The organism is Brevibacillus sp. HB2.2 (assembly GCF_013284275.1).
GTDB classification, from domain to species: Bacteria; Bacillota; Bacilli; order Brevibacillales; family Brevibacillaceae; genus Brevibacillus; species Brevibacillus brevis_D.
Genome location: NZ_JABSUV010000021.1, coordinates 21,220 through 45,493, shown reverse-complemented (window position 1 = coordinate 45,493; position 24,274 = coordinate 21,220). Strand labels below are relative to the sequence as shown.

The 24,274-nt window shown below is 47.5% G+C and carries 26 protein-coding genes; 13 read left to right on the top strand and 13 right to left on the bottom strand.

The genetic code is table 11. The features are described from left to right. The first annotated feature begins 28 nt into the window (after positions 1 to 28). Genes HP401_RS16530 through HP401_RS16520 form a run of 3 tightly spaced genes read left to right on the top strand, consistent with a single transcriptional unit; the run spans position 29 to position 1,849 of the window. Positions 29 to 742 carry an ABC transporter permease gene (locus HP401_RS16530; protein ID WP_254457099.1) on the top strand — a complete coding sequence of 238 codons (714 nt, stop codon included), beginning with the start codon at positions 29 to 31 and terminating at the stop codon, positions 740 to 742. After that, a complete protein-coding gene (locus HP401_RS16525) occupies positions 742 to 1,662 on the top strand; it encodes an ABC transporter ATP-binding protein (protein ID WP_173605756.1) in 921 nt (306 codons plus the stop codon). Before HP401_RS16530 ends, HP401_RS16525 begins: the two co-directional genes overlap by 1 nt. Then, positions 1,652 to 1,849 carry a hypothetical protein gene (locus HP401_RS16520; protein ID WP_173605755.1) on the top strand — a complete coding sequence of 66 codons (198 nt, stop codon included), beginning with the start codon at positions 1,652 to 1,654 and terminating at the stop codon, positions 1,847 to 1,849. The genes HP401_RS16525 and HP401_RS16520 overlap by 11 nt, the downstream gene beginning before the upstream one ends. Positions 1,850 to 2,141: 292 nt before the next feature. On the opposite strand, the gene HP401_RS16515 is transcribed toward HP401_RS16520, so the two are convergent. Further along, positions 2,142 to 2,846, bottom strand: a complete 705-nt coding sequence (locus tag HP401_RS16515) for an HAD family hydrolase (RefSeq protein ID WP_173605754.1) — start codon at positions 2,844 to 2,846, stop codon at positions 2,142 to 2,144. Positions 2,847 to 2,945: 99 nt separating this feature from the next. On the opposite strand from HP401_RS16515, the gene HP401_RS16510 reads away from it, so the two are divergent. Continuing rightward, on the top strand, positions 2,946 to 3,284 hold the full coding sequence (locus HP401_RS16510) for a hypothetical protein (protein WP_041749260.1): 339 nt from the start codon (positions 2,946 to 2,948) through the stop codon (positions 3,282 to 3,284). A gap of 5 nt (positions 3,285 to 3,289) precedes the next feature. Here the strand turns inward: HP401_RS16510 and HP401_RS16505 are convergent, their stop codons facing one another. Then, positions 3,290 to 3,700: an acyl-CoA thioesterase gene (locus HP401_RS16505; protein WP_173605753.1), complete on the bottom strand. Its 411-nt coding sequence runs from the start codon at positions 3,698 to 3,700 to the stop codon at positions 3,290 to 3,292. Between the two features lie 140 nt (positions 3,701 to 3,840). Between HP401_RS16505 and HP401_RS16500 the strand changes: the two genes are divergently transcribed. The 3 genes from HP401_RS16500 (at position 3,841) to HP401_RS16490 (ending at position 5,905) form a co-directional block, all read left to right on the top strand. Next, positions 3,841 to 4,296 (top strand): DinB family protein, encoded by a 456-nt coding sequence (locus tag HP401_RS16500; protein WP_173605752.1) that lies wholly within the window; start codon positions 3,841 to 3,843, stop codon positions 4,294 to 4,296. Further along, on the top strand, positions 4,293 to 4,811 hold the full coding sequence (locus HP401_RS16495) for a GNAT family N-acetyltransferase (protein WP_173605751.1): 519 nt from the start codon (positions 4,293 to 4,295) through the stop codon (positions 4,809 to 4,811). The genes HP401_RS16500 and HP401_RS16495 overlap by 4 nt, the downstream gene beginning before the upstream one ends. Positions 4,812 to 4,957: 146 nt before the next feature. After that, a complete protein-coding gene (locus HP401_RS16490) occupies positions 4,958 to 5,905 on the top strand; it encodes a DMT family transporter (protein WP_173605750.1) in 948 nt (315 codons plus the stop codon). A 63-nt stretch (positions 5,906 to 5,968) separates the two neighbouring features. Here HP401_RS16490 and HP401_RS16485 read toward each other — a convergent pair whose 3' ends face one another. The 7 genes from HP401_RS16485 to HP401_RS16455 form a co-directional block, all read right to left on the bottom strand. Further along, positions 5,969 to 6,988: a S66 family peptidase gene (locus HP401_RS16485; protein WP_173605749.1), complete on the bottom strand. Its 1,020-nt coding sequence runs from the start codon at positions 6,986 to 6,988 to the stop codon at positions 5,969 to 5,971. A gap of 197 nt (positions 6,989 to 7,185) precedes the next feature. Next, positions 7,186 to 7,557, bottom strand: coding sequence for a hypothetical protein (locus tag HP401_RS16480; protein ID WP_041749259.1), 372 nt, complete (start codon positions 7,555 to 7,557; stop codon positions 7,186 to 7,188). Positions 7,558 to 7,712: 155 nt separating this feature from the next. Then, on the bottom strand, positions 7,713 to 9,149 hold the full coding sequence (locus HP401_RS16475; protein WP_173605748.1) for a sensor histidine kinase: 1,437 nt from the start codon (positions 9,147 to 9,149) through the stop codon (positions 7,713 to 7,715). Beyond that, positions 9,149 to 9,847: a response regulator transcription factor gene (locus tag HP401_RS16470; protein WP_064202315.1), complete on the bottom strand. Its 699-nt coding sequence runs from the start codon at positions 9,845 to 9,847 to the stop codon at positions 9,149 to 9,151. The genes HP401_RS16475 and HP401_RS16470 overlap by 1 nt, the downstream gene beginning before the upstream one ends. 194 nt (positions 9,848 to 10,041) lie before the next feature. Beyond that, positions 10,042 to 11,376 carry a branched-chain amino acid transport system II carrier protein gene (gene brnQ / locus HP401_RS16465; RefSeq protein ID WP_173605747.1) on the bottom strand — a complete coding sequence of 445 codons (1,335 nt, stop codon included), beginning with the start codon at positions 11,374 to 11,376 and terminating at the stop codon, positions 10,042 to 10,044. A gap of 119 nt (positions 11,377 to 11,495) precedes the next feature. Continuing rightward, positions 11,496 to 12,425 (bottom strand): DNA-3-methyladenine glycosylase family protein, encoded by a 930-nt coding sequence (locus HP401_RS16460; RefSeq protein WP_173605746.1) that lies wholly within the window; start codon positions 12,423 to 12,425, stop codon positions 11,496 to 11,498. Positions 12,426 to 12,499: 74 nt separating this feature from the next. Beyond that, the gene (locus HP401_RS16455) at positions 12,500 to 13,420 is read right to left on the bottom strand and encodes a proline dehydrogenase family protein (RefSeq protein ID WP_012684658.1); all 921 of its coding nucleotides are present in this window, start codon (positions 13,418 to 13,420) and stop codon (positions 12,500 to 12,502) included. 201 nt (positions 13,421 to 13,621) lie between these two features. Here HP401_RS16455 and HP401_RS16450 point away from each other — a divergent pair, with 201 nt between their 5' ends. From HP401_RS16450 to HP401_RS16440, 3 genes are read left to right on the top strand one after another with little or no spacing between them, the layout of a single operon-like run. Next, positions 13,622 to 15,352 (top strand): sigma-54 interaction domain-containing protein, encoded by a 1,731-nt coding sequence (locus tag HP401_RS16450; protein ID WP_173605745.1) that lies wholly within the window; start codon positions 13,622 to 13,624, stop codon positions 15,350 to 15,352. Then, entirely contained in the window at positions 15,343 to 16,482 is a 1,140-nt protein-coding gene (locus HP401_RS16445) for a winged helix-turn-helix domain-containing protein (RefSeq protein ID WP_173605744.1), read from the top strand. Before HP401_RS16450 ends, HP401_RS16445 begins: the two co-directional genes overlap by 10 nt. 57 nt (positions 16,483 to 16,539) lie before the next feature. Beyond that, on the top strand, positions 16,540 to 17,796 hold the full coding sequence (locus tag HP401_RS16440; RefSeq protein WP_173605743.1) for an MFS transporter: 1,257 nt from the start codon (positions 16,540 to 16,542) through the stop codon (positions 17,794 to 17,796). A 432-nt stretch (positions 17,797 to 18,228) separates the two neighbouring features. Here HP401_RS16440 and HP401_RS16435 read toward each other — a convergent pair whose 3' ends face one another. Next, a complete protein-coding gene (locus tag HP401_RS16435; RefSeq protein ID WP_012684654.1) occupies positions 18,229 to 18,849 on the bottom strand; it encodes a PilZ domain-containing protein in 621 nt (206 codons plus the stop codon). 119 nt (positions 18,850 to 18,968) lie between these two features. Here HP401_RS16435 and HP401_RS16430 point away from each other — a divergent pair, with 119 nt between their 5' ends. After that, complete coding sequence (locus tag HP401_RS16430) at positions 18,969 to 19,142, top strand: YlaF family protein (RefSeq protein ID WP_007722723.1); 174 nt, start codon at positions 18,969 to 18,971, stop codon at positions 19,140 to 19,142. An 11-nt stretch (positions 19,143 to 19,153) separates the two neighbouring features. Here HP401_RS16430 and HP401_RS16425 read toward each other — a convergent pair whose 3' ends face one another. From HP401_RS16425 to HP401_RS16415, 3 genes are all read right to left on the bottom strand, one after another. Continuing rightward, positions 19,154 to 20,209 carry a tetraprenyl-beta-curcumene synthase family protein gene (locus HP401_RS16425; RefSeq protein WP_012684653.1) on the bottom strand — a complete coding sequence of 352 codons (1,056 nt, stop codon included), beginning with the start codon at positions 20,207 to 20,209 and terminating at the stop codon, positions 19,154 to 19,156. Between the two features lie 122 nt (positions 20,210 to 20,331). Continuing rightward, a complete protein-coding gene (locus HP401_RS16420) occupies positions 20,332 to 21,270 on the bottom strand; it encodes a response regulator (protein WP_173605742.1) in 939 nt (312 codons plus the stop codon). Positions 21,271 to 21,274: 4 nt separating this feature from the next. After that, positions 21,275 to 22,558: a sensor histidine kinase gene (locus HP401_RS16415; protein WP_173605741.1), complete on the bottom strand. Its 1,284-nt coding sequence runs from the start codon at positions 22,556 to 22,558 to the stop codon at positions 21,275 to 21,277. A 167-nt stretch (positions 22,559 to 22,725) separates the two neighbouring features. On the opposite strand from HP401_RS16415, the gene HP401_RS16410 reads away from it, so the two are divergent. Then, the gene (locus HP401_RS16410; RefSeq protein WP_173605740.1) at positions 22,726 to 23,733 is read left to right on the top strand and encodes a TAXI family TRAP transporter solute-binding subunit; all 1,008 of its coding nucleotides are present in this window, start codon (positions 22,726 to 22,728) and stop codon (positions 23,731 to 23,733) included. 6 nt (positions 23,734 to 23,739) lie between these two features. Further along, positions 23,740 to 24,273 carry a DUF1850 domain-containing protein gene (locus HP401_RS16405; RefSeq protein WP_173605739.1) on the top strand — a complete coding sequence of 178 codons (534 nt, stop codon included), beginning with the start codon at positions 23,740 to 23,742 and terminating at the stop codon, positions 24,271 to 24,273. The last annotated feature ends 1 nt before the right edge of the window (position 24,274 follow it).

Sequence of the window (24,274 nt, the reverse complement as noted above, 5' to 3'; positions counted from 1 at the left end):
GTTTTAGTAGGGGAAAGGTCTGGCAATTATGATGAAGGAGAAAGGAGCGGATTCACCTATGTGGGCTATTTGCCAACACGAATTTTTTCGGTTGTTTAAAAGTATCAAATCGTTAATTACCGTTGCCTTTATCGTCGGCATCTCGTACTTGGTTTCTGACCTCGTCAATCAGGCAGCAAGTCTTCTCCCAGAAAAGGAGCTGGCGCAGGGACATGCGCTTGGTATTTTTGCACTCATCATGCTGTTCGGGCCCTTGTTTGTATTCAGCCTGTCTCATGATGTCATAAATCGTGAGCTAGCGGGCAGGACAATTCGCTTTCTCGTCACCCGGACTTCACGCAATCAAATCATTTTGGGGAAATTTCTTGGAGTGGCGTTCTTCTGGTTAACCTGCATGATTATTACGTTTGGCGTAGTTTTTGCCACCGTCCAAACGTTTGACGCGAAGACCTTTTATCTATGCGTATCTCTGCTTATCTACTGCATCTCGCTAGCACTGCTACTCTCGCTCGTGATACCTCGCCCCAGCTACACGATGTTTTTAGGAATCGTGATTGCACTGATTTTGCCAGGTCTCGGACTATGGAGCACCTTCTCTAGTCACCCAGCAGCACCATGGATTAAATATTTGACACCCTTTTCATTCATGGAAAAAGGCGGCGCTTGGACCGGCTTCATTTGGCTCTATGCAGCAGCTTTCCTGATCGCTTCTATGTACTTATTCCGACGGAGGGATTGTTAATGGCAATGATCGAGACCATACAGTTGAACAAGCGCTTTGGCAATCGCACGGTCGTGAATGACGTCAGTCTTACTGTGCACAGCGGGGAGATTTTCGGATTCCTTGGTCGAAACGGCGCAGGAAAATCGACCTTTATCAATATGCTGACAGGGATTCTGATTCCGACAGCGGGTACCATTCGTATGTTCGGAGAAGAGGCCCATACAGAAGGATGGAAAAAACGAATTGGCGTACTGCCAGATTACTCCACCTTCTACGACCATTTATCTCCTGCGGAGCACCTGCACTATTTCGCTCGGGTAAAAGGCGTCACACTCACAAAGGAAGACTGTATGCGCATCCTGACAGCCGTTGAGCTTGAGGAGCATGCATCCCGCAAAGCCAAAACGTTTTCCTTCGGGATGAAAAAGAAGCTGGGTATTGCCCAAGCCTTAGTCGGTGACCCGGAGCTCATCTTCCTTGATGAACCTACTTCTGGCGTAGACGTCGAATCAGCCCTGCATATTCAAAATTTGCTGCGCAAGCTCCATCAACAAGGAAAAACGATCTTCATGACCTCGCACAATTTGAATGAAGTTGAGAAAATCTGTACCCGCATCGCCATCATGAAAAGCGGAAAGATCCGTTCACTCGGCACTCTCGATGAGCTGCAAGCTGCCCATCAGGCATGGCGATCTGTGAACGTACGTCACTCGGCTTTTATTACAGAGGATTCTGTAAACCTGCGCACCTTTATCGAGTCCCTCGGGCGCAATACGATTTGGGAAGATGGTCGTCTCTCGATTCAGGTTGATGACGATCAAAAAGTGGCAACCCTCGTTCGTGCTCTTGTTCAGGCACGCGTGGATATTTATGGCGTGAACGTTGAAGTCCCTTCGCTCGAACGAATTTTTATGGGGGAAGAGTCTCATGATGCTTAATCTCGTTTTTGTCCTGCTCCTATCCGGGATGCTGCTTTTCAACATCTCGATAGGAAAAACCATGACTACCGGAAGTATGTCAATTACGATTGGCCTGATTGTCCTCAATCTCATCTTTTTCATCACAAAGTATAGGAAGAGTCAGCATGAAAAAATGGAAGATCAGGTTAGTCGATACGAACGATAATCAGGTTCATGTAAATGGGGGAAGATTCGTATGACAAGTAGGTTTCTGGATTTTGCCGTTATCCTGACAGGGGTTTTGCTGTATAGAATCTTTTGGGGAGATAGCCTTAAACCAGAAGTTATCGGGATTTTAATTGGGCTGATTATTGTTTCTCTCATCCTTTTCATGAGAAAGCAGTACGCAAAACGCTAGGAGCAAAAAGAGCAAGAAAATATGTAGAAAAAAAGCAGCTTGATTGCCACCGAAAACAGCCTGCAAGCTATGCGGCTATGGGGCAATAGGCTGCTTTTTTCTACAAGATTGCCAAAAGCTGATCCAGTCGTTCAATGACAGCGAGTGGCTGATGCTCTGAAGTAGGCTTTTTCCCTCGTGGATTGATCCAGACAGCTGAGAAGCCTGCGTCCATCGCGCCTGCTACATCTGCCTCCCACGTATCTCCGACGAACAACACCTGCTTGCTCTCAACTCCGAGTTTTTCACGAACATGTTCATATATACGTAGATCCGGCTTATGGTGTCCGATGATTTCGGAGAGAAACACCCGCTCCCGTGGAAAATAAGCAGACAATCCCAACCTCTCCAGCTTGATAAATGCCATATCGACAGGACCATTCGTAACAATCCCTAGTGTATGCTCTTCTGCCAGCCTCGCAATGGTAGATTGAACAGTGGTATCTGGCTGGACTGCGTCCATACATGCCACCTGATAGGCGCGTTGAAAATCGTCGACCTGCTCCACTTCAATCTGTCGGTTACAATCAGCCATAGCTCGCTGAAAACGCAACCTCCTGTATTGCGTAAAATCGTAGCGCTTGGCAATAACATCGATCCACAAATCATCTCCGTGGCGCCGCAGAGCTTCAAGGAATTTCTCTTGGTCGAGTTCTGCTGTAAGTGCATGGCTCGCAATCGTCTGCCGCATCCCTTTCTCCCAGCAAGCTGAAAAATCGAAGAGAGTGTCGTCGAGATCAAATAGGATTGTTGTAAATTTGGACATGGCTGAGTGGCGTCCCCTTCCTTTTTTCTTGCTGTTTTCATTGTGCATATGACTCTGTCTTTTGTTATGATCATTGTAACGGAAAAAGGAGGTGGAAACATGTCTAACGAAAAACTGGATATTTTAGTAGAGGGTATGAATGAGTTGCGTCTGATTGCTCATGCCCTCATAGATCGGCAGGACGAATTGGATGCCAAGATGGACGCTTTAACCATGGAAGTTCACCAGCTAAAAGCCGATGTTACCGAACTAAAGCAGGATGTTGCCATGTTGAAGCAAGATGTTGCCGAATTAAAGCAGGATGTTGCCATGCTGAAGCAAGATGTTGCTGAGTTAAAGGAAGGTCAAGATCGCCATGAGCGTATCTTGGAGACATTGGCGCTGCGTGCTCTCGAATGGAATAATTTCCGCCTCGACTTCATTCGCAAATCATCCTGATGCCTTTAGCTTTTAGGCAAATCCACAAGCAATGCCTCTTTCAACTCAACTGGTAAAGAAATAGATTGGCGTGTATTCGCATCGATCATGACCATTGTCACATCGGCGTCCGCCACTAATACATCTGCAGCGTTGTACAGCTCCTGGCGGATGACGAAGCTTTTTTCACCCACCTTGACCACCGTAGTAATCGCCGTTACCTCTTCACGCATTTTCAATTCTTTGCGGTAGTTAATGTTTATATTGGCCACTACCGGCATGATGGCCCGTCGCCTCAATTCATCCAGTGTAAATCCTTGCTCCCATATCCATTCAAAACGCGCCCACTCCATGTACTCCAAATACTTGGCATTGTTCACATGTCCGATTACGTCAATATCAGTTGAACGCACAGTTAGATGATAGTGATGAGCCATCTTTCTCACTCCTTGTTTTTCTTTAGTATAACGAATTCAGGTTGCTGAGTGAACATTCATTCAAAATATTCCGAATGGTCATGCTGTTCTTTCCTGATCTTTTTCCTATAATATAAATAAACACTAGAAAGGAAGATTCGATGTTCGAACAAGAACTTTTGCCGACCTTGCAAACTGCTCGCTCCCGGTATCAGGATGCACTCGTCCAATTGGTTGAAGCCGAGCTTGGCTGGAAGCTGGCTCCGGGCTCTAATTCCATCGGATTTTTGATTCATCACATCGCGGAAGTCGAATATCGATTCTGTATGATGTTTTTCGGAAGAGCAATCCCGTCCGACATCACTCTCACTACCATTGGACCTGTGAAGGATGAAGGAAACTTTACCGACTTGTCTGCCTTGCTTGCTTTCAAAGATGCTGCCTACCATCACTTGCTGAATTCTTTGGCTGCCCTGCCAAAAGACGCGTGGGACATCCCCTGTGAAGCACCGATTGCCACATTGACTCCCCGTCAGGCACTTGGTCGACTGATCTATCATATGGGCTACCACGGCGGGCAGATTGGACTTATCCGCAAGTACGGAGGACCTCAATGAGTCTCATTTTGACAGGTGAGCGGCTCATCATTCGCGAATTGCTGCGCGAGGATTTACCCGACTTACTCGCCACCTACAACAGCAATCCAAAGTACAATCAGCTTCGAAACGGCACGAGCACAGTAAGTCTTGCTGAACTGGAAGCCGAATATGACGCTACCATAAGCATACCTTCCGGGCATTGGCTCGCTATTACTCGTGAAGGTACGTTCATTGGAGTCATCCATATCGTCCTCTCCAGTGAAAACGATCCAAAAAGCTGGTTTAGTCTTTTGCTTTTGCATGCCGATTATCAGCAGCAGGGCTTTGGAAAAGAAGCAGTGACACTCATGGAAGCCTACTGCATCCACCATGGCAGTCAGCATGTTCATCACGGTGTCATTGCGCATAATGAACCTGCTCTTCTTTTCTGGGGGAAGCTTGGCTATGAGCAGTATCGTCAGGTGGAGGCACCAGTCGGTCGTCTGACACAACCGGTGCTGCTGGTAGCCAAGTGGCTACCCCGTACAAATTAAGGAGGTGAAAGATATGAACCGTCGCCTTTTTGAAAATGATGTGCCCTCCCTCCTCTCCTAGTCGGTGAGGAAGTGGTTCTCTTACTGCCTCCCGGCTACGGAATAACGCTCGAACGATTGATTCATTATTCCGGGAGGGACTTGTTATGTCACAATCACAATGGAAGCAAATGTTTTTAGGGGCTGTCTGCCTGACTCTCGCCGCAGCGATCTGGGGCGGTGTTTATGTCGTCAGCAAGGTTGTGTTGGAAGTGATTCCACCGTTCACGCTATTGATTTTGCGCTTTTGCATTGCTTTAGTCGTGCTAGGGGCATTTATCGTTGCTCGCAAGGAGCGTGTCGCGAAAAAAGATTATCCACTGCTGATGGCCATCTCCTTTGTCGGGGTCACGATCTCCATCGCCGCACAATTTCTCGGTACCAAGCTGTCTACTGCCCATATGGGTGCTTTGATTACCTCCGCATCGCCTGCCTTTATTGCCATTTTTGCGGTCTGGCTATTAAAGGAGCGCATCCATCTGAAGCAGGCAGCGGGTATTTTGTTAGCGACGATTGGTGTCATCATCGTCATTGGTGTTCCTGATCAAGCTGACGCTCAGTCTTCTCTCGCAGGAAACCTGATTTTGTTCCTAGCAGCGATTAGCTGGGGATTGTATACCGTTCTCAGCAAAAAGGCAACGCAGCGCTATTCATCCCTGCTCGTCACTACCTACGTAGCATTGTTTGGCATCATCTTTACGAGTCCGCTCATGTTTTGGGAGCTGTCTGTCACACCCGTCTCCTGGCAATTTGGTTGGGACATCTGGGCAGGCGTCCTCTATATCGGGATGATTTCTACCGCAGGTGCTTTTTATTTGTGGAACAAAGGCTTCGAGCTGATGCCCGCTGGTAGTGGGGCCGCGTTCTTTTTTGTACAGCCCATTGTCGGTGCATTCTTGGGCTGGCTGTTGCTGCATGAACATTTGGGTATTGGCTTTTTCGCTGGTGGCTCATTTATTTTCCTCGGTGTCGCCTTGTCCACTTTGCGTACCAAAAATAAACGTGAATCGCTGGAGGAACATCCTCTCCCCCATTCCAACGAGAAGCAAGGCTAAAATCGTGTTTGCTTACATGCTACGAGGACTTCCTAATCGTTGGGAAGCCCTCTTTTTTTTAAGCTATGGACGAAAATATTGCCGTACACTTCCTTTTTCAAAAGACAACTCCACTTCAGCAAATGCCCCATTTATAAATGTGATTTGTGGCGGCATATGTCCACAATCTATATCGTAGAGGACAGGGACTTGCAGCTCTTCAGCCAGTTCCTGATAGACGTCTTCCACAGTGTAGCCGTCGACCGTCTGATTCGCTGGACTGCGCCCAAACATGATCCCAGCACAATGGCCGAACCATCCGGCTAGCTTCATTTGTACCAATGATCTGCGCAAATCAGTCGTTGAAAGCTCACAGTTTTCCAAATACCAGATGATCGCTTCATTCCCGATCTGTTCTTTTTGAAAAGTTTGCACGTCCCCATACGGTGTGCCGATCACATGCCGAATGATATCGATACATCCGCCAAGTAGCCGTCCCTGTATATTTACGTGGGGAGTAGTCTCTGTTGTTTTCCATACAGTCGGTTCCGTCAGGTGAAAGATATGCGGCGAAGGATTCGTATGCTGCCATTCCTTTTGATACATCGGAGAAGAGTACTGCAAGACTGACTCGCCCTTTTTCGTTGACAGAACTGTTTCCCACATAGCCGTCGTCTCATCCATATCTGCTCCACGCAAATCTATCAGATTCGTCCCATGGGCCGTAGCCATCCCCGTTTTTAATGTAATCGCGAGCAACAGCACACTCACATCCGAATAGCCTAACACCCATTTTGGTTGCATGGCATCAAAATCAAGCTTGTCTAAAATCTCAATCAGCAGCTCGCCACCCCAAGGAGGGATGATGATATCGACGTCTCCCTCTTGCATCAGGGAGTTGAATTCGGCTGCGCGGTTTATGGCAGGAGCTGACTTGGCTTTTTCCTGTGTCCAGACTGTGTCTTTGCAAACGATGGAATACCCCCTGCTCTCCATACGACTGCATGCCAGCCTGATTCGTTCATGCAAATACTCTGATACACCTGATGATGGTGCAGTTACCCCTATAGTGGCGCCCTTTTTCAACGATGGATACGTGATCATGCTTCTCCCTCCCGCTATGTATGATTTTGGATAATCATACCACATGCCACCAAAGTATTTTCCAGACGTAGGCCGAAGGGTAGACTGGAACTGCTTTTCTTAGACAAAAAAAAGACGACCTATAGTCGTCATCAAAGTATATAAAACGGGAGGGAAGTAGAGGAGTTCAGACGAACGTGTTTCCTGTTCGTGAATGATTACTTCTTGCTGGCGTCAGTCGTTGTAGACTGTCCAGCGGAACTGCTGTTGTCGGTTCCGACAGCACCAGATGATCCAGTGCTGGTACCTGCATCAGATTTGGCATCTGTCGCAGGTGCTTCCGTAGACGAACCTGTGCCCGTTGATGCATCCGAGCTGTTCGCTGAAGCATCCGGAGTAGACTGATCTTGCGAAACCGAGCTATTGGTCGATTGTCCGCTATCAGAAGTGGAGGAGCCCGGAGCGGTTTCGCTTGTCGTGCCCTCTTGTTGTGTCGCCGGTTCAGGTGTTCCTGTTGTGTTAGAGCAGGCAACCAAGCTGCCAGACAGGAGTAATGCGACAGTGGCAATGGAGAACCACTTTTTGTTCATGTTCATTCCCCTTTCATTCCTTGGCTTCGTGACCTTCTCGCTGTCACACCTATATCGTAACGGGCAAAGATAACCATTCTGTAAGGAAAGTAGGAAAAAACGATGATCAAAATATGAAAAAAGTATGACCATGATCATTTTGAGCGGATCATGATTTAGTTCTCCGGCTTAATCCTAGGAAGCCATATCGTAAAAGTACTACCCTTCCCAGGCGAGCTCTCCACTCTGCATTTGCCATCATGCAGTTCTACCAGCTCTTTTACAATGGCGAGTCCAAGTCCTGTTCCTTTATTGTTCTTGGAACGTCCCCGATCTACTTTGAAAAAACGTTCCCAGATTCGGTTCAGGTCATCTGCTGCAATTCCCATCCCTGTATCGATCACTTGAATCTGTACGTATTCTCCTTCCAGCGAAGCACGCATGCGGATTTCACCAGCAGACGTAAACTTGAGTGCATTCTTCACCAGATTTTTTAGAATTTGCGCGATCCTGTCTTTATCGGCATAAATTCGCGGAAGCTCGTCCTCTACCTCTACTCCCATGTGAAGCCCTTTTTCCTCTGCTTCTTGATGGAAGGAAAAAGCAACCCGATTCATGACATCTGCCACATCGACAGGGAACTTGACCAGATTTACTTCATTGTTCTCCAGCTTCATCAAATCCATCAGGTCATCCACCAAGCGATTCACTTGCATCGTTTCGGTGTACATCACAGCGTAATACTTCTGTCGCGCCTCTTCCTCCTCTACCAAGCCATCCTGCAACGCCTCAAGGAAACCTTGGATCGCCGTGAGAGGTGTACGCAATTCATGAGAGACATTCGCCAAAAAATCATTACGGACTTGCTCCAAATGATGACGCTCCTGCTCTACCTTCTCCAGCTTCTGTGCCATCGTATTGATCGTTTGCGCCAAGTCGCTGATCTCGTCCGACGTATCGACCTGGACGCGCTCTGCATAATTCCCTCGACCAATTTCAGCGGCTGTTCTCTCAATGGTTCGCAATGGGCGGGAGATTGACCATGACAAATACGAAACCATGATCGTAGAAAGAAGCACCCCGAACAAGGTCGCCCACAGAATCGACTCGCGCATTTGACCAAAGGTTTTCTCAATTCCTTCAATCGGCGCGTGCAAAATAATTCCGCCATAAACGTTTTCGCCCTCGCCCCATGGGACGGAGACCGACAACATCGGGTCATCCAGACCTTCGATTTGCAGCTCGGTTACCGCGCTTTTTCCCTTCAGTACGTTATCCGCGATAGAAACTGCCACGGACTTGCCCGTAAACATCTCATCCTTCATCGAAGTCGCGACAATTTTTCCTTTTGTATCAAATAACCAGATGCGGGTATCAAATGACTCGTCCAGCATTGCCAGCTTGTCCAAGAGCCGTTTGTTTACTTCATTGCTGTTATGAATAGCGGTATTTACTTTTTTGGCCATTCGCAAAAGCTCTTCTTCTTTGGCGTTGTAAATATACTCCTTCGTAAAAAAGGAGAGAACAATCCCTGTAATCCCCAACCCTACCAAAACGGTAGCCAAAAAGCTGACCAGCAGTCTGCGGTAGATACTTTTCGACATGCCTAGCATCAGTTATCCACCCCAAACTTGTAGCCGATCCCCCAAACCGTTTGAATGCAATCATACGGGAGCTTATCTAAACGCTGTCTGATCTTTTTAATATGAACATCGATCGTTCGAACATCGCCAAAATAATCAAATCCCCACACCTGTTCCAGCAATTGCTCCCGCGACCATACACTTCCCGGCGATTTGACAAGTTGAACAAGCAGATCAAACTCCTTCGGGCGAAAGCTCACTTTTTCCCCGGCAACGATCACTTCCCGTTTATCCAGATCTATCGTCAATTGCTCAAAAACAAAGGTTCGAAGCGCTGCCTCGTCTTCTACTTTTGGTTTTGGCTGCAATCTGCGCATAATCGCGCGGATACGAGCAACGATTTCACGTGGACTAAACGGCTTCGTCACGTAATCATCCGCTCCGAGCTCCAAGCCGAGAACACGGTCAAACTCCTCATCCTTTGCCGTCAGCATAATGATCGGCGTATCCCACTTTTTGCGGATTTCCCGGCATGCTTCAAAGCCATCCAACTGCGGCATCATGACATCGAGAATGACCACATCCGGCTGTTCCTTTTCCATCATCTCAAGAGCTTCTCGTCCATCTGTTGCTGCGATGAGCTCGATTTGTTGTTTTTCAAAATAAAGGCGAATAATTTCGCGTACGTTTGGATCGTCATCGGCAACCAAGACTTTCATCGTGGACATAGCCAATAACCTCCCTTCTTTCAAAACGACATAAAATGAAACATGCCGTTCAGACAATTTACGTTTTTCCATGGTAACATAGATCACCCATGTTGTGGACGGGTAGAAGTCCTATCCAGCTGGTAATAGCAGGACAAAATGGTTTGGAACAATAAAAAAGCGAGTGGACCTAAAGCCCACCCGCTCTTCATTCTTTACTTCGTTTCTCTTACAATCGGAACACTTCGCGTGAGACTAGCCCACAACAACCCTATCAGTGCGCCTGCAATAGCTGGGACCAGCCATCCAATTCCAACTTTGTACAGCGGCAATTGTTCCAGGATTGGGGTCAGCGAGTCGATAGACAATCCAAGCTGGGAAGCTCCATCCAACAGACTAATGACAGCCGTTGCTGTGATCGCACCCACATATACGGCACGATGTCCATTGAACATCCGATGACAAAACGTCAGCAGCATCAGCACGATAGCCAGCGGATAAATCGCCATCAAGACAGGAACGGAGAAGGTAATCAACTGTGTCAAGCCTACGTTTGCTACCGCAGCACTGAACACAGACAAAATTACCGCCATGTTCTTGTAAGAGATGCTAGGAATCCGACTGGAGAAAAATTGACTGCACGCAGTGACAAGCCCGACAGAAGTCGTGAGGCAAGCAAGCGTAACGGCTGCTCCCAGCAGTAGTGAGCCTAATGGACCGAACAGTTGATGCACGACCCCTGTCAAAATTTGTCCACCATTTTCCGATTGCGCAATCGAAACACTCGTCGCTCCCAAATAGCTGAGGGCAAGATAGACAAGTCCAAGTCCGGTAGCGGCGAGAATCGCTGCTTTGATCGTAGACCACATCACTTTTTTGCGATCGATGATGCCTCTATCTTGAACAGCCGTTGTTACTACCAGACCAAATACCATCGCAGCTAATGCATCCAGCGTCAGATAGCCTTCGAGAAAGCCTTTGAAGAATGCTGTATCCTGATAGGCGCCTATCGGTTGTCCCACCTCACCCATTGGAGAAATGAGTGATTTGACAAACATCAGGCCAATGATGATCAAAAGAGCAGGTGTCAAGACTTTACCAATTCGATCCACCAGCTTGCTCGGGTTCAGACTCAACCAGAAGGTGATGGCAAAATAGACGACCGTGGTCACAAAAAGCGGTACCCAACTGCCTTTCATCGATTCTGGCAAAAACGGCAACACGCCCATTTCAAAGGTTACTGTACCTGTCCGCGGAATCGCCATGAATGGACCAATCGACAGATAAACAATAAACGTGAACACGACTGCAAACATCGGATGGACTCTTGACGCCATCGTTTGCAAGTTACCTCCCGCCAATCCTACCGCGATGATGCCTAGTAAAGGCAGACCTACACCAGTAATCAAAAAGCCGCCCATCGCGATCCAAACATTATCTCCTGCAGCTTGTCCTAGCGCTGGCGGAAAAATCATATTCCCTGCTCCAAAGAATAGGGCAAACAGCATTAAACCAATTGTAATTGTTTCTTTCGTGGAAAGTTCTTTCATATGAATCCTCTCAATATTGTTTAATAAAATAAAATTTTCATTAGTATAACTTAAAATTAACTCACTATTCAACCTTTAATTTTTTAAAATTATTGAACTTTTGTTAAAAATGAAAGTTCTTACAGGTCAAACATCTCTTTTCTCTTGATCGCCCCCACAGCTTCCCATACGTACAGACAATAGATACTGCGCCATGGAGCCCACTTTTCCCCTAGCTTGCGAATGTCATTTTCATTTGGCTTCGTTTTCATTCCATAGAGGTGCACAATTCCATTTCGCAAACCGATGTCAGCAGCAGGCAACAAGTCCGGACGCCCCATTCCAAACATGAGTAGGCACTCTACTGTCCACCGTCCAATTCCTCGTAGCGAAGTGAGGTACGTAATGATTTCCTCGTCCTTCATTGTCCATAGTCTTTCCAAATCTACCGTTTCATTCACAATGGCACGCGCGAAATCGATGATATACTCTGCTTTTCGCTGACTAAATTGCAGAGAGCGCAAATCCTCCACAGTTAATCTCGCTACCGAGTCAGGTGTCGGAAAAGCAATGATGCCCTCGCCGTTTTGGTTTTCTACTGGGTCGCCTGCAAGTGTAACCAGCCTCTCTGTCAAATTGGCTGCAAAGGTCAGATTGATCTGCTGCCCGATGATCGTCTTGACCATACATTGAAACAAATCAGCATCCAGCATAGGACGAAGACCGCGAAACCGCTCAGTCAGGATGGCGAGCTCACTCTCCTCCCTCATCTGCTCGTAAATAACGGATAGCTCCAAATCGGCACTAAAAGTACGGCGGATCATCTTTTCTAGCAGCTGTTGGTCTGACGTGGACAAAATCGCTTGTGTCTCATAGCGCAATGCCGGTTCTTCCAAGCTACCCATAAATTGCATATGGACCAGAACAGGCCGTAAGCCGATACGAAAGACGCGCTGTAGGCTATTTTTTTCTTGATTCACACGTATCTGCGTATCTGGATGTGTCTCTAGACGCCGAAGCAACCGGTCAAAAGAATATGGAGGAGTAAGCAAAATAATCCAACAATTCACAAGACTATCACCTTTCCAGATAAAATAAAAACCTCCGGAGAATCTCCGAAGGTGTCAAGTATACTTCGCGAAACTTATTTCGTAAACATCCCTTTGAGAACAAATTTCACGTTTGCCGGACTTTCTGCCAAACGGCGCATGAAATATCCGTACCAGTCGTTTCCGTACGGTACATAAACACGCATTTTATAGCCTTCGCGAGCCAAGTCAATTTGGGACTGCGTACGAATACCATACAACATTTGGAATTCAAACTGTGTACGCGGGATGCTGTGTTCCTTTTCCAGCTTTTTCACAAAATCAATGATGTTGTCATCATGAGTTGCCACAGCAGCGTAACCGCCGTTCAACAGATGCTGCTTGATGATTTTTTTGTAGTTCTCATCTACATCTGGCTTGTTCGGGTAAGCGACTTCAGGAGACTCCTTGTATGCTCCTTTTACGAGACGGAAGTTCACTTTTTTGTCCTTCAAGCTGTCGATATCGTCCGATGCTTTGTAGAGATACGCCTGAATAACGGTTCCGACGTTGTCGTACTCTTGCAGTAATTCGTTCAAAATCTCCATGGTCACCTGATTGTGTGCGTAGTCCTCCATGTCGATACGAACGAAAATGTTTCCGTTTTTCTTAGCCGAATCCAAAATGCGTCTCATGTTGTCCATGCAAAGCTCACGGCTGATATCCAGACCAAGCGAAGTCATTTTCAACGAAAGATTGCAATCGACACCAGATTGGTGGATCGCATCCAGCGTTTTGATGCAATAATCAGCAGATTCGTTTGCTTCCTCTACGCTGAACACGAATTCGCCCAAGTGATCCAGCGTGCATACGAGACCTTGCTGGTTCAGCTTGCGTACGGCGTTGATTGCCTCCGCGATTGTTTGACCAGATACAAAGCGGCTCGCTCCAAAGCGCAGGCCCCACTTTTTTGCGGCAGAATTTAAGGTTTTGTTTTTGGATAAGAATAGAAAGAAATCCTTCATCGCTTGTTCCATCGTTGACTGTCTCCTCCTCAACGTACTCTGTCCACTTCTACTAGCATGAATCGTGCCAACTATTTCACGTAAGCGCTATCGTGATGTCTATCCGACGTATTTAACACATATGTACATTACGTGTCTATTCTTGTACACTTCTGATTAGATGTACAACAGGAACCATTCCTTTCCCTGTTAGTTTGGATAAGAGGTGACAATTTGAAACCGTTATTTTCGTTGGACAGTACGCTCTCTTCCTTTGCGATTCCGATTCCACCTGATATTGTCAAAATACGCACAGGTGAAACTGTAGGTGAATGGGTGGATAAAGAACGAAAGGGCAGAGTAGTCGTCGTCGCTTCTACAACTACGCTCGAACAATCCATTAGCCACATTGTCGCTGGCTCAGCTCTTTCCGATCTGCCGACACTCGTCATCGTGGATGAACATGGCACTCCGACAGGAATGGTTGAGCCATACCAGCTCATGACTGCCTTTGTCGTGTTGACCCAAAACCAGTCTGCCCTGCTCCGTACCTTGATGGATACGATGAGTGAGGCTGTCACCATCGTAGACTCCCGCAATGTCGTCCAACACTGGAATCGGGCAGCAGAAACGATATATGAAATCGATCGCGCCCAAGTCGTCGGAACCTCGCTCGATGAGCACTTCGCGAGTGAATCGATTCGCCTGCTAGATGCGCTGCGCCAAGGGACATCTGTACAACGTGTCTATCACATTCCTCGTCCTGATAGCCATGTACTCATTAATGCGGCACCGATTCGCCGTGAGGGTGAGATTATTGGCGCGATTTCCATCGAACAGGATATTACCGAGCTGGTTCGTCTCAATGAAGAATTAGCACATACGACGGCCCATCTCCATAATTTGCAGCAAGAGATGAGTCGGTTTCAGGCAGCAGACGATCCTTTTTACGCAATCAAAGGTCATTCCGCCTCTATTCAATCCGCTATTGGTTCCGCTAAAAAAGTGGCGCAGACGGATGCGACTGTGCTGATTTATGGAGAAAGCGGCGTTGGGAAAGAACTGTTTGCCCAAGCCATTCATCAGGCAAGTCGCCGACATGAGAAGCCTTTTATTGCGATCAACTGCGGTGCCATTCCTGCTGCACTGTTCGAAAGTGAGCTGTTTGGTTATCAAGGCGGCGCTTTTACCGGAGCCGAGAAAAAAGGCAAGCCTGGCAAGCTGGAGCTGGCGCATGGCGGGACGCTTTTCCTCGATGAAATAGGAGAACTCCCCCTAGAATTGCAGGTAAAACTGCTTCGCGCCTTACAGGAACGACAGTTTTACCGCGTAGGCGGAACAGAACCGATCACCGTCAATACACGGATCGTAGCGGCGACAAACAGACAGCTGGAGCAAATGGTTGCAGACGGTCGTTTTCGCGAGGATCTGTATTATCGGCTGAACGTCTTTTCTCTGGAAATCCCGCCACTGCGCGAACGGCGTGAGGATTTGCCAGAGCTCGTGCAAATTTTCATTCATGAGTATTCCGTGGCCCATGACCAATCCGTACCACGCATCTCTCCCGAAGTCATGCAAGCGTTGTTCGAGTACACTTGGCCTGGGAACATCCGCCAGCTTCGCAACGTCATTGAACGTCTGTCGATCCTGCAAGAAAACGGCGTAATTTTGCCTGAGCATCTGCCGTCTGTCATTCGCAGTCACACAGAACCCACACACGTCTCTCTGCACACGCCGATGGGGGGAACGTATGTACCGCCGACTACGACACCGCCGCCCATCATCCGTCCGTCGATTGCGTACCCTTCTTCACCTGCGAACGAAAAGGAGCGCATTCTGGCAGCGTTGGAGCGCACATACGGCAACAAAAAAGCAGCAGCCGAGCTGCTCGGCGTATCTCGTGGCACCCTTTACAATAAAATGAAGAAGTTCAATATAAACGAGGAGTCTTTCAAATGGGATTGATGACATGGTCGGATGATACGTATCAAATCCATTATGCTGGGGAAACGATTGTCCTTTTGCCAAAGGAATACGCCTTGTTTCAATATCTGTACACATGGAAAAACCGGGCCTTTTCAAGGAGTGATTTGCTAGATCGCGTCTGGCCGCTGGAAGAGCCTACTGACCGTACTGTCGACGATCACATATACCGCTTGCGGAAAAAACTGCAAAAGTGGTCTAATCTGCTCACGATTGATACGGTCCGAGGAGTCGGCTATCGGCTTACACTAAAAGAGCAGCCATCGCCTAGTCCATCCGTATTAACCAGTGATTTCTCAGATAACATCCAGAGGATGCTAACCACCTACCACGGCATGGGTATGGGGGCCGCTTTGCAGACACTCTATGCGAATCAGCAAGTGCTTGGCTTCCAGATGGACTCTTTTTATGCTACCTATTTGCGGTTTGTTGGCGGTGACTTCGGCTGGTTTGTCGAGGATAAAAGTTCCCTCTCCGACAAGCTGTTTTATTTGTTTCATTTATACCGAATGACAGAAATTGACTCGCAAAAAACATTAGAAATTTTACAATGGGCTCTGAAAAACGCGAAAAGTATGCCTAAAAATTATCAGGATGAGATGCAAATCACCGCAATCTGTGTCTACGCCCAAGCCAAAGAATGGGAGCGAGCAAAAAAACAGCTGCTTCCTGCCAGGGAGGTTGTTGAGCGAGTCAATTCACCCGGCTTTCAACTCTTTTTTCAAGCGGAAGAAGCCCTCTTGTATCTGCTCATGGGTGAGGTTGAAGAGGCTGAGAAGGTCATTCAACGCTCTGAGGAGATCTTGCAAGAACTCCCTATGCAGCGTGAACTCGGCAGCTTTACTATTACGCGCGGTCTTTGTCTGTACCATCGACAGGAGCTTGCCAAGGCGCGCCGCTTGGTCGATGAAGGTCTGGAGGTCTTACGAAGCACCAAGTTCGTCCCCCATCTCATTTATGGCGCAAAAATGATCTTGTTGTTCTTGAAAGACTTCGGCTACGACCGAGAATGGGAGCGCAAATACCAGAAAATCTGGACAGAATTATCCGAAGGGTACAAGTTCGACTACTTGCAGAAAAAAATTCGTGCCATCATCTCATCCACTATCTGATATTCCTCTGACAAATCCCTTTTATCATCGAGTTAACAGATCGATGGAGGGATTTTTTTGTTAAAAGAAAATAGAACGTTTCGCACGCTGTTCGTCTCTTACGGACTGTCTACGCTTGGCGATTGGTTTGATTTTATAGCGGTATCCATCCTGTTGGGGTTTGTGTGGAAGGTTGATCCGATGACGATGGCCCTCCTGCCCGTTGCCTATGCAGCTCCAAGCATTTTGCTCGGACAGTTTGCCGGGGTGGTTGCAGACCGCGTGAACAAGGTTCGGATGATCATGTCCATGAATATCTTGCAGGCTGCTTTCACTCTGCTCCTGCTTGTCATGCCGAATCCGTTCTGGTTCCTGGTAGTCATTGCCCTGCGTTCAGGTGCCTCTGTCTTCAACGATCCTGCACAACAGACCTTGACGCGTCAAATCGTACCTGAGAATCAATTGTTACAAGCCTCTGCCTTGAATGGAGCCGTATACCAGATGGGGAAATTGATCGGTCCACTTGCCGGAGGATTGGTAGCGGCCGTTTTTGCACCCGCCATTTGTCTAATGATTAATGCTTCGACATTTCTTCTCTCTACTGGATTTCTGTTCACGATTCGTAAAGTGGAGAAAACGTTGTCTCGTCCATCCGTAGAAGAGCAGCCTCTCCCTTACCGTCAAGCATGGCAAGAGGGCTGGCGGATCTTTTTGCAAAACCGTGTCCTGTTGTACAGCACGATCTTCGCAATCATTACCTCGTTGGCGATTCAGTTGGCGGATACACAGTTTCCCGTGATCTTCCGCGAGAAGCTGCCCGACAATCCCGAAATGCTCGGGTTTACAGTCAGTGTCATTGGATTAGGCGCACTTGTCACCGTCACCTGGCTCCATCGCTTAAAAGAAATCCGTTCCTATGGATGGGTGCTGGGCGGTGGCGTTTTGCTCATCGGAATTAGTTTTTCGTGGATTGGATTTTTCCAGCCGGGTGATGGCATGTATTGGCTGCTGATTGCTGCTTTATTGGCTGGAGTCGGAACGGGTCTGACTTCGGTCGGAGCCAATTATCTGGTACAAAAAGAAAGCCCCCCGCAAGCACTCGGCCGCGTGAGAGGAATTATCGATTCATTGACGAGCGCCACTTTCATCATTGCTCCGTTGCTCGGAGGCGTCATTATGACCATCTGGGGTCCAAACACCGCTTTTTTATGGGTCGGAATGTTAATCGCTTCGATTGGCGGAGGTGCTGTCCTCTTACAGCACTGGATTTGGGGGAAACGAACAAAAGCCGTAGCTGTTTCTACTGCTACGGCTGGATCGGAACGAGCCGGATAATTTTATCGTCCCCTTCTCTGTTGAGTAGCATCTATGTGCCAATGTCGTATTACCGCTTTGTAGGAGGGGGTTTTCATCCCCTCTTTTTGCTGTTCACCAGGAAATGACCGTTTATCTTTTTTCCTCTTTTATGCCTTTTCAAATATTGACTGAAGCCACGTAGGAAGAAGCGGATTTCCAGTCCAAGCGCCTCTGGAGCCCTCCCCAGCGAAGGAATGAATGTCGGGGGTTTTCAGCCTCAACCTCTGAGATGTCATCCTCGAACCTCTACTTTTGAGGCGCTCCCGACATTCATTCCGTAGCGAACAGTCCCCGCCTCCCGGCTGGGCGTAGGCCGAAGCGTAGACTGGAAATCCGCTTCTTCCCCTCCCTACACCCCCTCCAAAAGGCAAAAAAAAAATTGGTCCCCATTGAACCAATTAACGAAAAGACCTACTCGATTTTCACTTGTCTTCGTTCCTCGATTTGTCGATGCAAGATGTACTTTCGCAAATTGTGAAAATGACGGGCATTGATTCCTTTGATCGTACAGCCGTAAAAATAATTCGGTCCCTCTATTCGCTCATGAATGATAACCAAATCAGTTTTTACTACCCCGTCCGGGCGATTGCGACCATACAATTCAAAGGAAAAGACAATGTGCTGATCCGCGGGAATCTGTTTGTCTGAGCGGAATGCCAAGCCTCCCAGGCTCAAGTTCACCAAGTACACCATTTGACTATAGACGGAAAAAAATGAGTCTGGCTCCTGCGTCGGATACTGGATCCAACCCTTAACCTCCATGTCGAAACGGGGATAGCGTCTGCGCTGCTCCCGAAACTCAGCAGCTGTTGGAGAGTGGAACAAAAACAAGCGATTTTTGTCTTTAGCCACGACTACGGCTTCAAACGTATTGATTGTTTCATAGTCAGCCGTCAATAGACAAGGGAGCTGATCCCCTACTGTGACATCCAATGGGCTGGGAAATACGGCTTCGATCAAGTCCCCTTCTTCATAGGTAACATGACCTTCTATCACTCGATTCCCTTTTCTAATTTGTATTATGCTTTCCATCTGCGTTCTCCACCACTTCGCACAAATATATTACCGGGATTTCCGAAATCTTTACCTGGATGCTTTTCGCGGAAAATAAGGTATAATGGGAACATTGACAGATAGGAGGTTACAGACCGATGAATCGTTATCAATTGGTAACACTGGCTTTGGCATTTTTGGTAACCGCCTGTCTCATCGGAGTTGGCATTGCCATTGGGGAAAAAAGCCCCCTCGGTATCCTTGGCTGTATCGTTGTTGCCTTCTCGTTGATGGGATTTGGCTTTTCGTACAAGCGCAAGCATATGCGCTAACCTCTTCTCCGTTATCGCCGTACAAGTAAACTGTTCACATAAAACAGGACAGAGGGCAAGCCCTTTGCCTGCTTCAGCAGTTGTCTAGCGATAGTATAAATGTGTGGCTGGCTCCGATTTACCTTGCGATCCGCGAGATAAAACGCGACTAGCCCGTCCACGATCATACGGTGAAATGCAGGATTTGGCAAGCGTTTAACGCTTGCCTTTGCTTGTTTTATGAAAAGCTTCAAGCGTTCAGTCGCTATCCGTTCCGAATCGTAATAGCTCACGAAGTTTAAATCTCCACCCATTTTATCTTCTTCCAGGTCAATTAAATAGTCCAATAAAATATGTAACCCGCACAGCCACGGAAAGTAAGCCTCACTTACTGTCTGTATTTGCTCTTCCCCTACATCAGGATCAGTCGCCAAGCAAAAAAGAGCGAATATCCCGATAGTCGAGCCTGTGACAGCAGCAAATTCTTGCCAGTGCAAATCGTGATAGCGGTCTTTGTACTGATCCCACCACGTCAACAGGTGATCCTCGCGCAAATGGGGAGCAATGTGCTTATATACTTGCAAATCGCTATACAAACAAGAAAACTCGAGTATCTTTGCCTGAATTTTTTCATAGGCTGGCAATTGTGCGACATGCTGTTGACAGGTCTGAACCAGCCCAGCCAAAAAACCGCCGTCATCCTTATCCTCACGGTACAAATAATAGTCGCGTAAGGGCGCACCTGGTGTCAATGCATCCTGCATCGACACATGAAGCTGACGGAAATCTTGCGGATCTAGTGACGTGCTGCGATCACACAGATTATCCAAGTAGTCGCTGATTGTTTGGTAGGCGACAATCAGCGGAACAATTGTCTCTACATGCGGGATGACCTGTGCTGCATAGACACATCCCCCTTGGCAGTGAAACTTTTTGGAGTCCATGCTGTCTTGTGCCTGTTTTCTCAGCTCGGGATTGGGAATCGCCTGTGCTCGTTTATACCAGGCCGCAAACTCCCGCTCCAGAACAGGTTGCACATGACGATAGACTCGGTAAAGTAGCTGCCATGGATTACGTAGTTCGCTCACTTTCTTCCCTCCCAAAACAAATGTAAAACGGAGGCATTCCAAAGCTTTTACCAGCTTACATCGAAGCCCTCGCTCATGACCAATAGAAATATCTTATCACATTTGGATGCCCACTCCAAAAATCAGCACTGAAATACACCAATTCGCCTTTTTGACTCCATGTAGAGTACAAAAATAAACTTCTTGGTATTGATACGCGTAGAAGAGATCGTCGCTTCCATTTGATTCTCCAGCTCCAGCATACGCTTTCGCACCTCGGTAAAATCGAAGAATGTGGTCGCGTAGCTCTCGAATTTAGGATGACTGTAGTCGGTCAGCCCGAGGGAAGCCAGATGGGTTAATGCCTGATAAATGGCTCTGCGTACCCGCTGCTCAGCGGCCTTCGTTTCCTTTTGGATCAGGACAGTCACTCCCTTCCCCAACTTGCGGGCAGCAATCGCCCAAAAAATATCGCGTAAAGGAGGAAGATTCACTTCTCCATCCCTTTCCTTCTCCCAGCGATACAGCCACTCCATCATGTCGAGTAAATCTTTGCTGCCTTTTTCACTAATCATCCCCAGTTCAGTCAAGAGAAACCGTGCGGAAGATAAGATACCCATTTCAGAATACAATGTATCTTTTGATGGAGCTGCCGTCATGTTAATCGTGCCGGACAAAACGGAAAGGGACCGTTGAATACCCTCAATGGATTGCTGTAGCAATATGCGTTCCCGTACCTTTTGCAGAACACTGATGACCTCTAGGCGATTCACCGGTTTGGTCACGTAGTATTCGATCCCTGTCACATACGCCTCAGCGATCATCTCCTTCGTTTCGATTTGCGAGATCATGACAATTTTTCCGGTAAAACGCCTCAGATGGCGCACCGTTTCAATGCCATCTCGATTCGGCATTAAAAGATCAATCAACAAGATGTCTACTTGCTTCCAATTCAAAAAATCGTGGTCAATTTGCGAGCCATCCTCCGCTTCCCCACATACCTCTCCCAAATCAGCATCCTCAATCATTTGACCGAGCATGAATCGAATCGCAGGATCGTCGTCCACAATGAAGTAGCGCATGAGGTCACCCTTTCTGAATCAGAGTTGCGATTGGCAAGCGAATGCAAAATTGTGTCGTTTGTCCGCATGAGTCCTCGGATAAATCAATCATTCCTTGGAGACTGTCTGTCATTTCCTTTACGTATGAAAGTCCGATCCCCGTGGAAGGTCTGCCTGATACGTCGTATTTGGTCGTGAATCCAGGCATGAACAAGAGCTCCTTATCCTTCACTACAATGCCTGGACCATCATCGGTTACGACAAACTGAAGCCACCCCTGACTCTCATCAATCGAAGCCACGATCGATACCATCCCCCGGTCGCGGATCGCTTCGACACTGTTGCCGACCAGATTGTTGATGAGTGAGAGTGTCGTGTATATGTGGCAAGCGAGATACGGCACCTCCACATTCGTTTCAAACTGGATGTCCTTTTCCAATAGTCTCGCGTACTTTCGTTGTCCCTGAACAATGATCCCTATCAATTCGCCCAGTGGCATATAGTCTCGATCATTCTCGTCAGAAATCAGCTTGGAAAGACCAGCATATATGCGTTGATTGTCCTTTTTCACTTCATGCACTTGTCCGGCAAGGGATAGCAACCGCTTCGCGTAAAGCTTGCTCGTCCCATTCTTTTGTTCCACCTCGTTCATCTCGCGATACAGCTCATAGCAGCTGCGTGTGATTTCCTCAACCTGATGCAATGTCTTTTTTAGGAGAACAGATTCCTCGTACAAATTGGAAATGAGCATTAACATCTGCTCGTTTCGAATACGCTGTTGCTTTTCCAGCCATTTCGCCTGACGCAGCTGAATCATATTGAAAAAACTAAGGACAAAAAAACTGCGTATCAATGCAATCACAGCAATCGGCCCTACAACCTCCAGCTGAAAGACTCCCTTCCAGGACACTGCACGGAAGGACAGCTCTACCAAATTCGCTGCTATTTCTGCGACTGTCCCCAACAGCCCCACCCAAAGCGGTCGATGATGTAGCGTATTAACGCGAAAGAGCGAGAATAGACAAGCAAAGGCAGCATAATAGCAAAATGCAGGGAAGTGCATCTGTAAAGAAACCAGAAGCGAAAAGACATCCTCATACAAGAAATCCAAGACTATTCGAAATAGAACGACAATTAATCCGGTTACGACCCCTGCCAAGAAAGAAGGACGCAGCCACAATAAAAAAAAGAAAAAAGCCGTTGTACCAAAGCTAATCCGAAACTCATCCTGAAACGGGTGAAATTTAAGCTCTCCGGCAATCGGGACAGCAATGAGCATCAGCAGCAGAATTGAAATGTTCTCTCTCATAAAATGTTGCCCGCACTTTCTCATATGAAATTGTTCAAAAAGCCGTTAACGTTTATTTCTTAGTTTACTATATTTTTCTATAGAATTTTGTAGTTTTTTATAGACCTCCCCTTACAATTCCGAAGAAAGCTGTATAAACAGAATTTTTAGACTAAGGGGGAATTATCTTGAAGAAGCGTCATTTTCTTCTCTCGCTCACACTGCTTCTGTCCATGTCGCTTATGACGGCATGTGGAGGTGGCGGGAACTCTGCTCAAGGAGGGGCAGGTGGAGGCAGCTCCAGCTCAGGAGGAAGCGCCGATCCCTCCCAACTAATTATTGCAACAGGCGGTACAGGAGGCACCTATTTCCCACTCGGCGGCGGCATGGCTGACCATATTACGAAAAACGCCGGGATCACTGCTACAGCCCAAGCTACAGGCGCTTCAGCAGAAAACATTCGCCTCATTCGTGATAAAAAGGCGGACATCGCCTTTACGCAAAACGACATTGCCGAGTATGCGTCAAAGGGAACGAACATGTTCCAGCAAGACGGTAAAATGGATTCCTTCCAGGCATTGGGCGCTCTCTACGATGAAACCATCCAAATTGTCGTCTCTGCTGACAGCAATATTAAAAGCGTTGCCGATTTGAAAGAGAAACGCGTATCTGTAGGCGCTCCGGGAAGCGGCACAGAAGTGAACGCTCAGCAAATTTTGGAAGCATATGGGATGACCTTTGAAGATACGAAGCTCCAACGCCTCTCCTTTGCTGACTCTGCCAAAGCCATTCAGGACGGGCAATTGGATGCTGCCTTCCAAACGGCTGGTACGCCTACCGCAGCAATCACGGAGCTGGCAGCGACAACTGGTGTAAAAATCATTCCAATTGACGCGGACAAAATCGATGCAATCATCGCCAAATATCCTTACTACGTGAAAACAACAATCCCTGCCCATACGTACCAAACTGTTCCTGAAGAAGTGACAACCGTCTCCGTCAAATCGATGCTCTTGATTCGCTCCGATCTGAGTGAAGACCTCGTGTACAAAGTAACAAAGGCGATCTTTGAGAACAGCGACAAGCTCGGCCACGCCAAAGCCAAGGAAATCAAGCTGGAGAACGTGAAGAACGGCGTCAGCATCCCTGTTCACCCGGGGGCACAAAAGTACTTCGACGAAAAAGGCGTGAAGTAAAGCCAGATGGTTTTTATCCAGACGGTAACAAAAGGAAGAGGGCGGACGTTGTTCCGCCTTTTCTCCTTCTTTCTTCTCATCACTGTCTTTTATGTAGGCATCTCCACTCCGCTGTTTCCCGCTCTGGTTATCCGGGATACACAGTCAAATCAAGTAGTTTGGAGTGCCAACATACAGGATGAAACAGCCTTTGGCATTCGCTGGACTCATTCCATTCATCGCTCCACAATCGAGGAGCAATACCGGATTGTAGACGGTCAAATTATTTTGTCAGAGATGAGCTTTCACGACTACGGTATCGGCATGGAAAATGAATTGGCTCCTGGCGAGAAGCTGGTTCTGGCCGATGGTCGATTCCACATTCGCAATATGCAGCGGTCTTTTCCTGCCCTCCGGCTGTTTATCGGGCAAGTACGTGCTAATCATACGTTGCTTTTCGCTGGACAGGATATTCCGTTGAGCTTGATCGACAATCCGGGAGAAGCCATCACGATTCAGGCAGAAAAGCGATCCATTCTGAGCGAGTTAGGAGGTTACTAGA

What these genes read in the sequence shown, in the direction of transcription:
- HP401_RS16530 (WP_254457099.1), top strand. Translation starts at nt 29, where the DNA reads ATGATGAAGGAGAAAGGAGCGGATTCACCTATGTGGGCTATTTGCCAA.
- HP401_RS16525 (WP_173605756.1), top strand. Translation starts at nt 742, where the DNA reads ATGGCAATGATCGAGACCATACAGTTGAACAAGCGCTTTGGCAATCGC.
- HP401_RS16520 (WP_173605755.1), top strand. Translation starts at nt 1,652, where the DNA reads ATGATGCTTAATCTCGTTTTTGTCCTGCTCCTATCCGGGATGCTGCTT.
- HP401_RS16515 (WP_173605754.1), bottom strand. Translation starts at nt 2,846, where the DNA reads ATGTCCAAATTTACAACAATCCTATTTGATCTCGACGACACTCTCTTC.
- HP401_RS16510 (WP_041749260.1), top strand. Translation starts at nt 2,946, where the DNA reads ATGTCTAACGAAAAACTGGATATTTTAGTAGAGGGTATGAATGAGTTG.
- HP401_RS16505 (WP_173605753.1), bottom strand. Translation starts at nt 3,700, where the DNA reads ATGGCTCATCACTATCATCTAACTGTGCGTTCAACTGATATTGACGTA.
- HP401_RS16500 (WP_173605752.1), top strand. Translation starts at nt 3,841, where the DNA reads ATGTTCGAACAAGAACTTTTGCCGACCTTGCAAACTGCTCGCTCCCGG.
- HP401_RS16495 (WP_173605751.1), top strand. Translation starts at nt 4,293, where the DNA reads ATGAGTCTCATTTTGACAGGTGAGCGGCTCATCATTCGCGAATTGCTG.
- HP401_RS16490 (WP_173605750.1), top strand. Translation starts at nt 4,958, where the DNA reads ATGTCACAATCACAATGGAAGCAAATGTTTTTAGGGGCTGTCTGCCTG.
- HP401_RS16485 (WP_173605749.1), bottom strand. Translation starts at nt 6,988, where the DNA reads ATGATCACGTATCCATCGTTGAAAAAGGGCGCCACTATAGGGGTAACT.
- HP401_RS16480 (WP_041749259.1), bottom strand. Translation starts at nt 7,557, where the DNA reads ATGAACAAAAAGTGGTTCTCCATTGCCACTGTCGCATTACTCCTGTCT.
- HP401_RS16475 (WP_173605748.1), bottom strand. Translation starts at nt 9,149, where the DNA reads ATGCTAGGCATGTCGAAAAGTATCTACCGCAGACTGCTGGTCAGCTTT.
- HP401_RS16470 (WP_064202315.1), bottom strand. Translation starts at nt 9,847, where the DNA reads ATGTCCACGATGAAAGTCTTGGTTGCCGATGACGATCCAAACGTACGC.
- brnQ (WP_173605747.1), bottom strand. Translation starts at nt 11,376, where the DNA reads ATGAAAGAACTTTCCACGAAAGAAACAATTACAATTGGTTTAATGCTG.
- HP401_RS16455 (WP_012684658.1), bottom strand. Translation starts at nt 13,420, where the DNA reads ATGGAACAAGCGATGAAGGATTTCTTTCTATTCTTATCCAAAAACAAA.
- HP401_RS16445 (WP_173605744.1), top strand. Translation starts at nt 15,343, where the DNA reads ATGGGATTGATGACATGGTCGGATGATACGTATCAAATCCATTATGCT.
- HP401_RS16435 (WP_012684654.1), bottom strand. Translation starts at nt 18,849, where the DNA reads ATGGAAAGCATAATACAAATTAGAAAAGGGAATCGAGTGATAGAAGGT.
- HP401_RS16430 (WP_007722723.1), top strand. Translation starts at nt 18,969, where the DNA reads ATGAATCGTTATCAATTGGTAACACTGGCTTTGGCATTTTTGGTAACC.
- HP401_RS16420 (WP_173605742.1), bottom strand. Translation starts at nt 21,270, where the DNA reads ATGCGCTACTTCATTGTGGACGACGATCCTGCGATTCGATTCATGCTC.
- HP401_RS16415 (WP_173605741.1), bottom strand. Translation starts at nt 22,558, where the DNA reads ATGAGAGAGAACATTTCAATTCTGCTGCTGATGCTCATTGCTGTCCCG.
- HP401_RS16405 (WP_173605739.1), top strand. Translation starts at nt 23,740, where the DNA reads ATGGTTTTTATCCAGACGGTAACAAAAGGAAGAGGGCGGACGTTGTTC.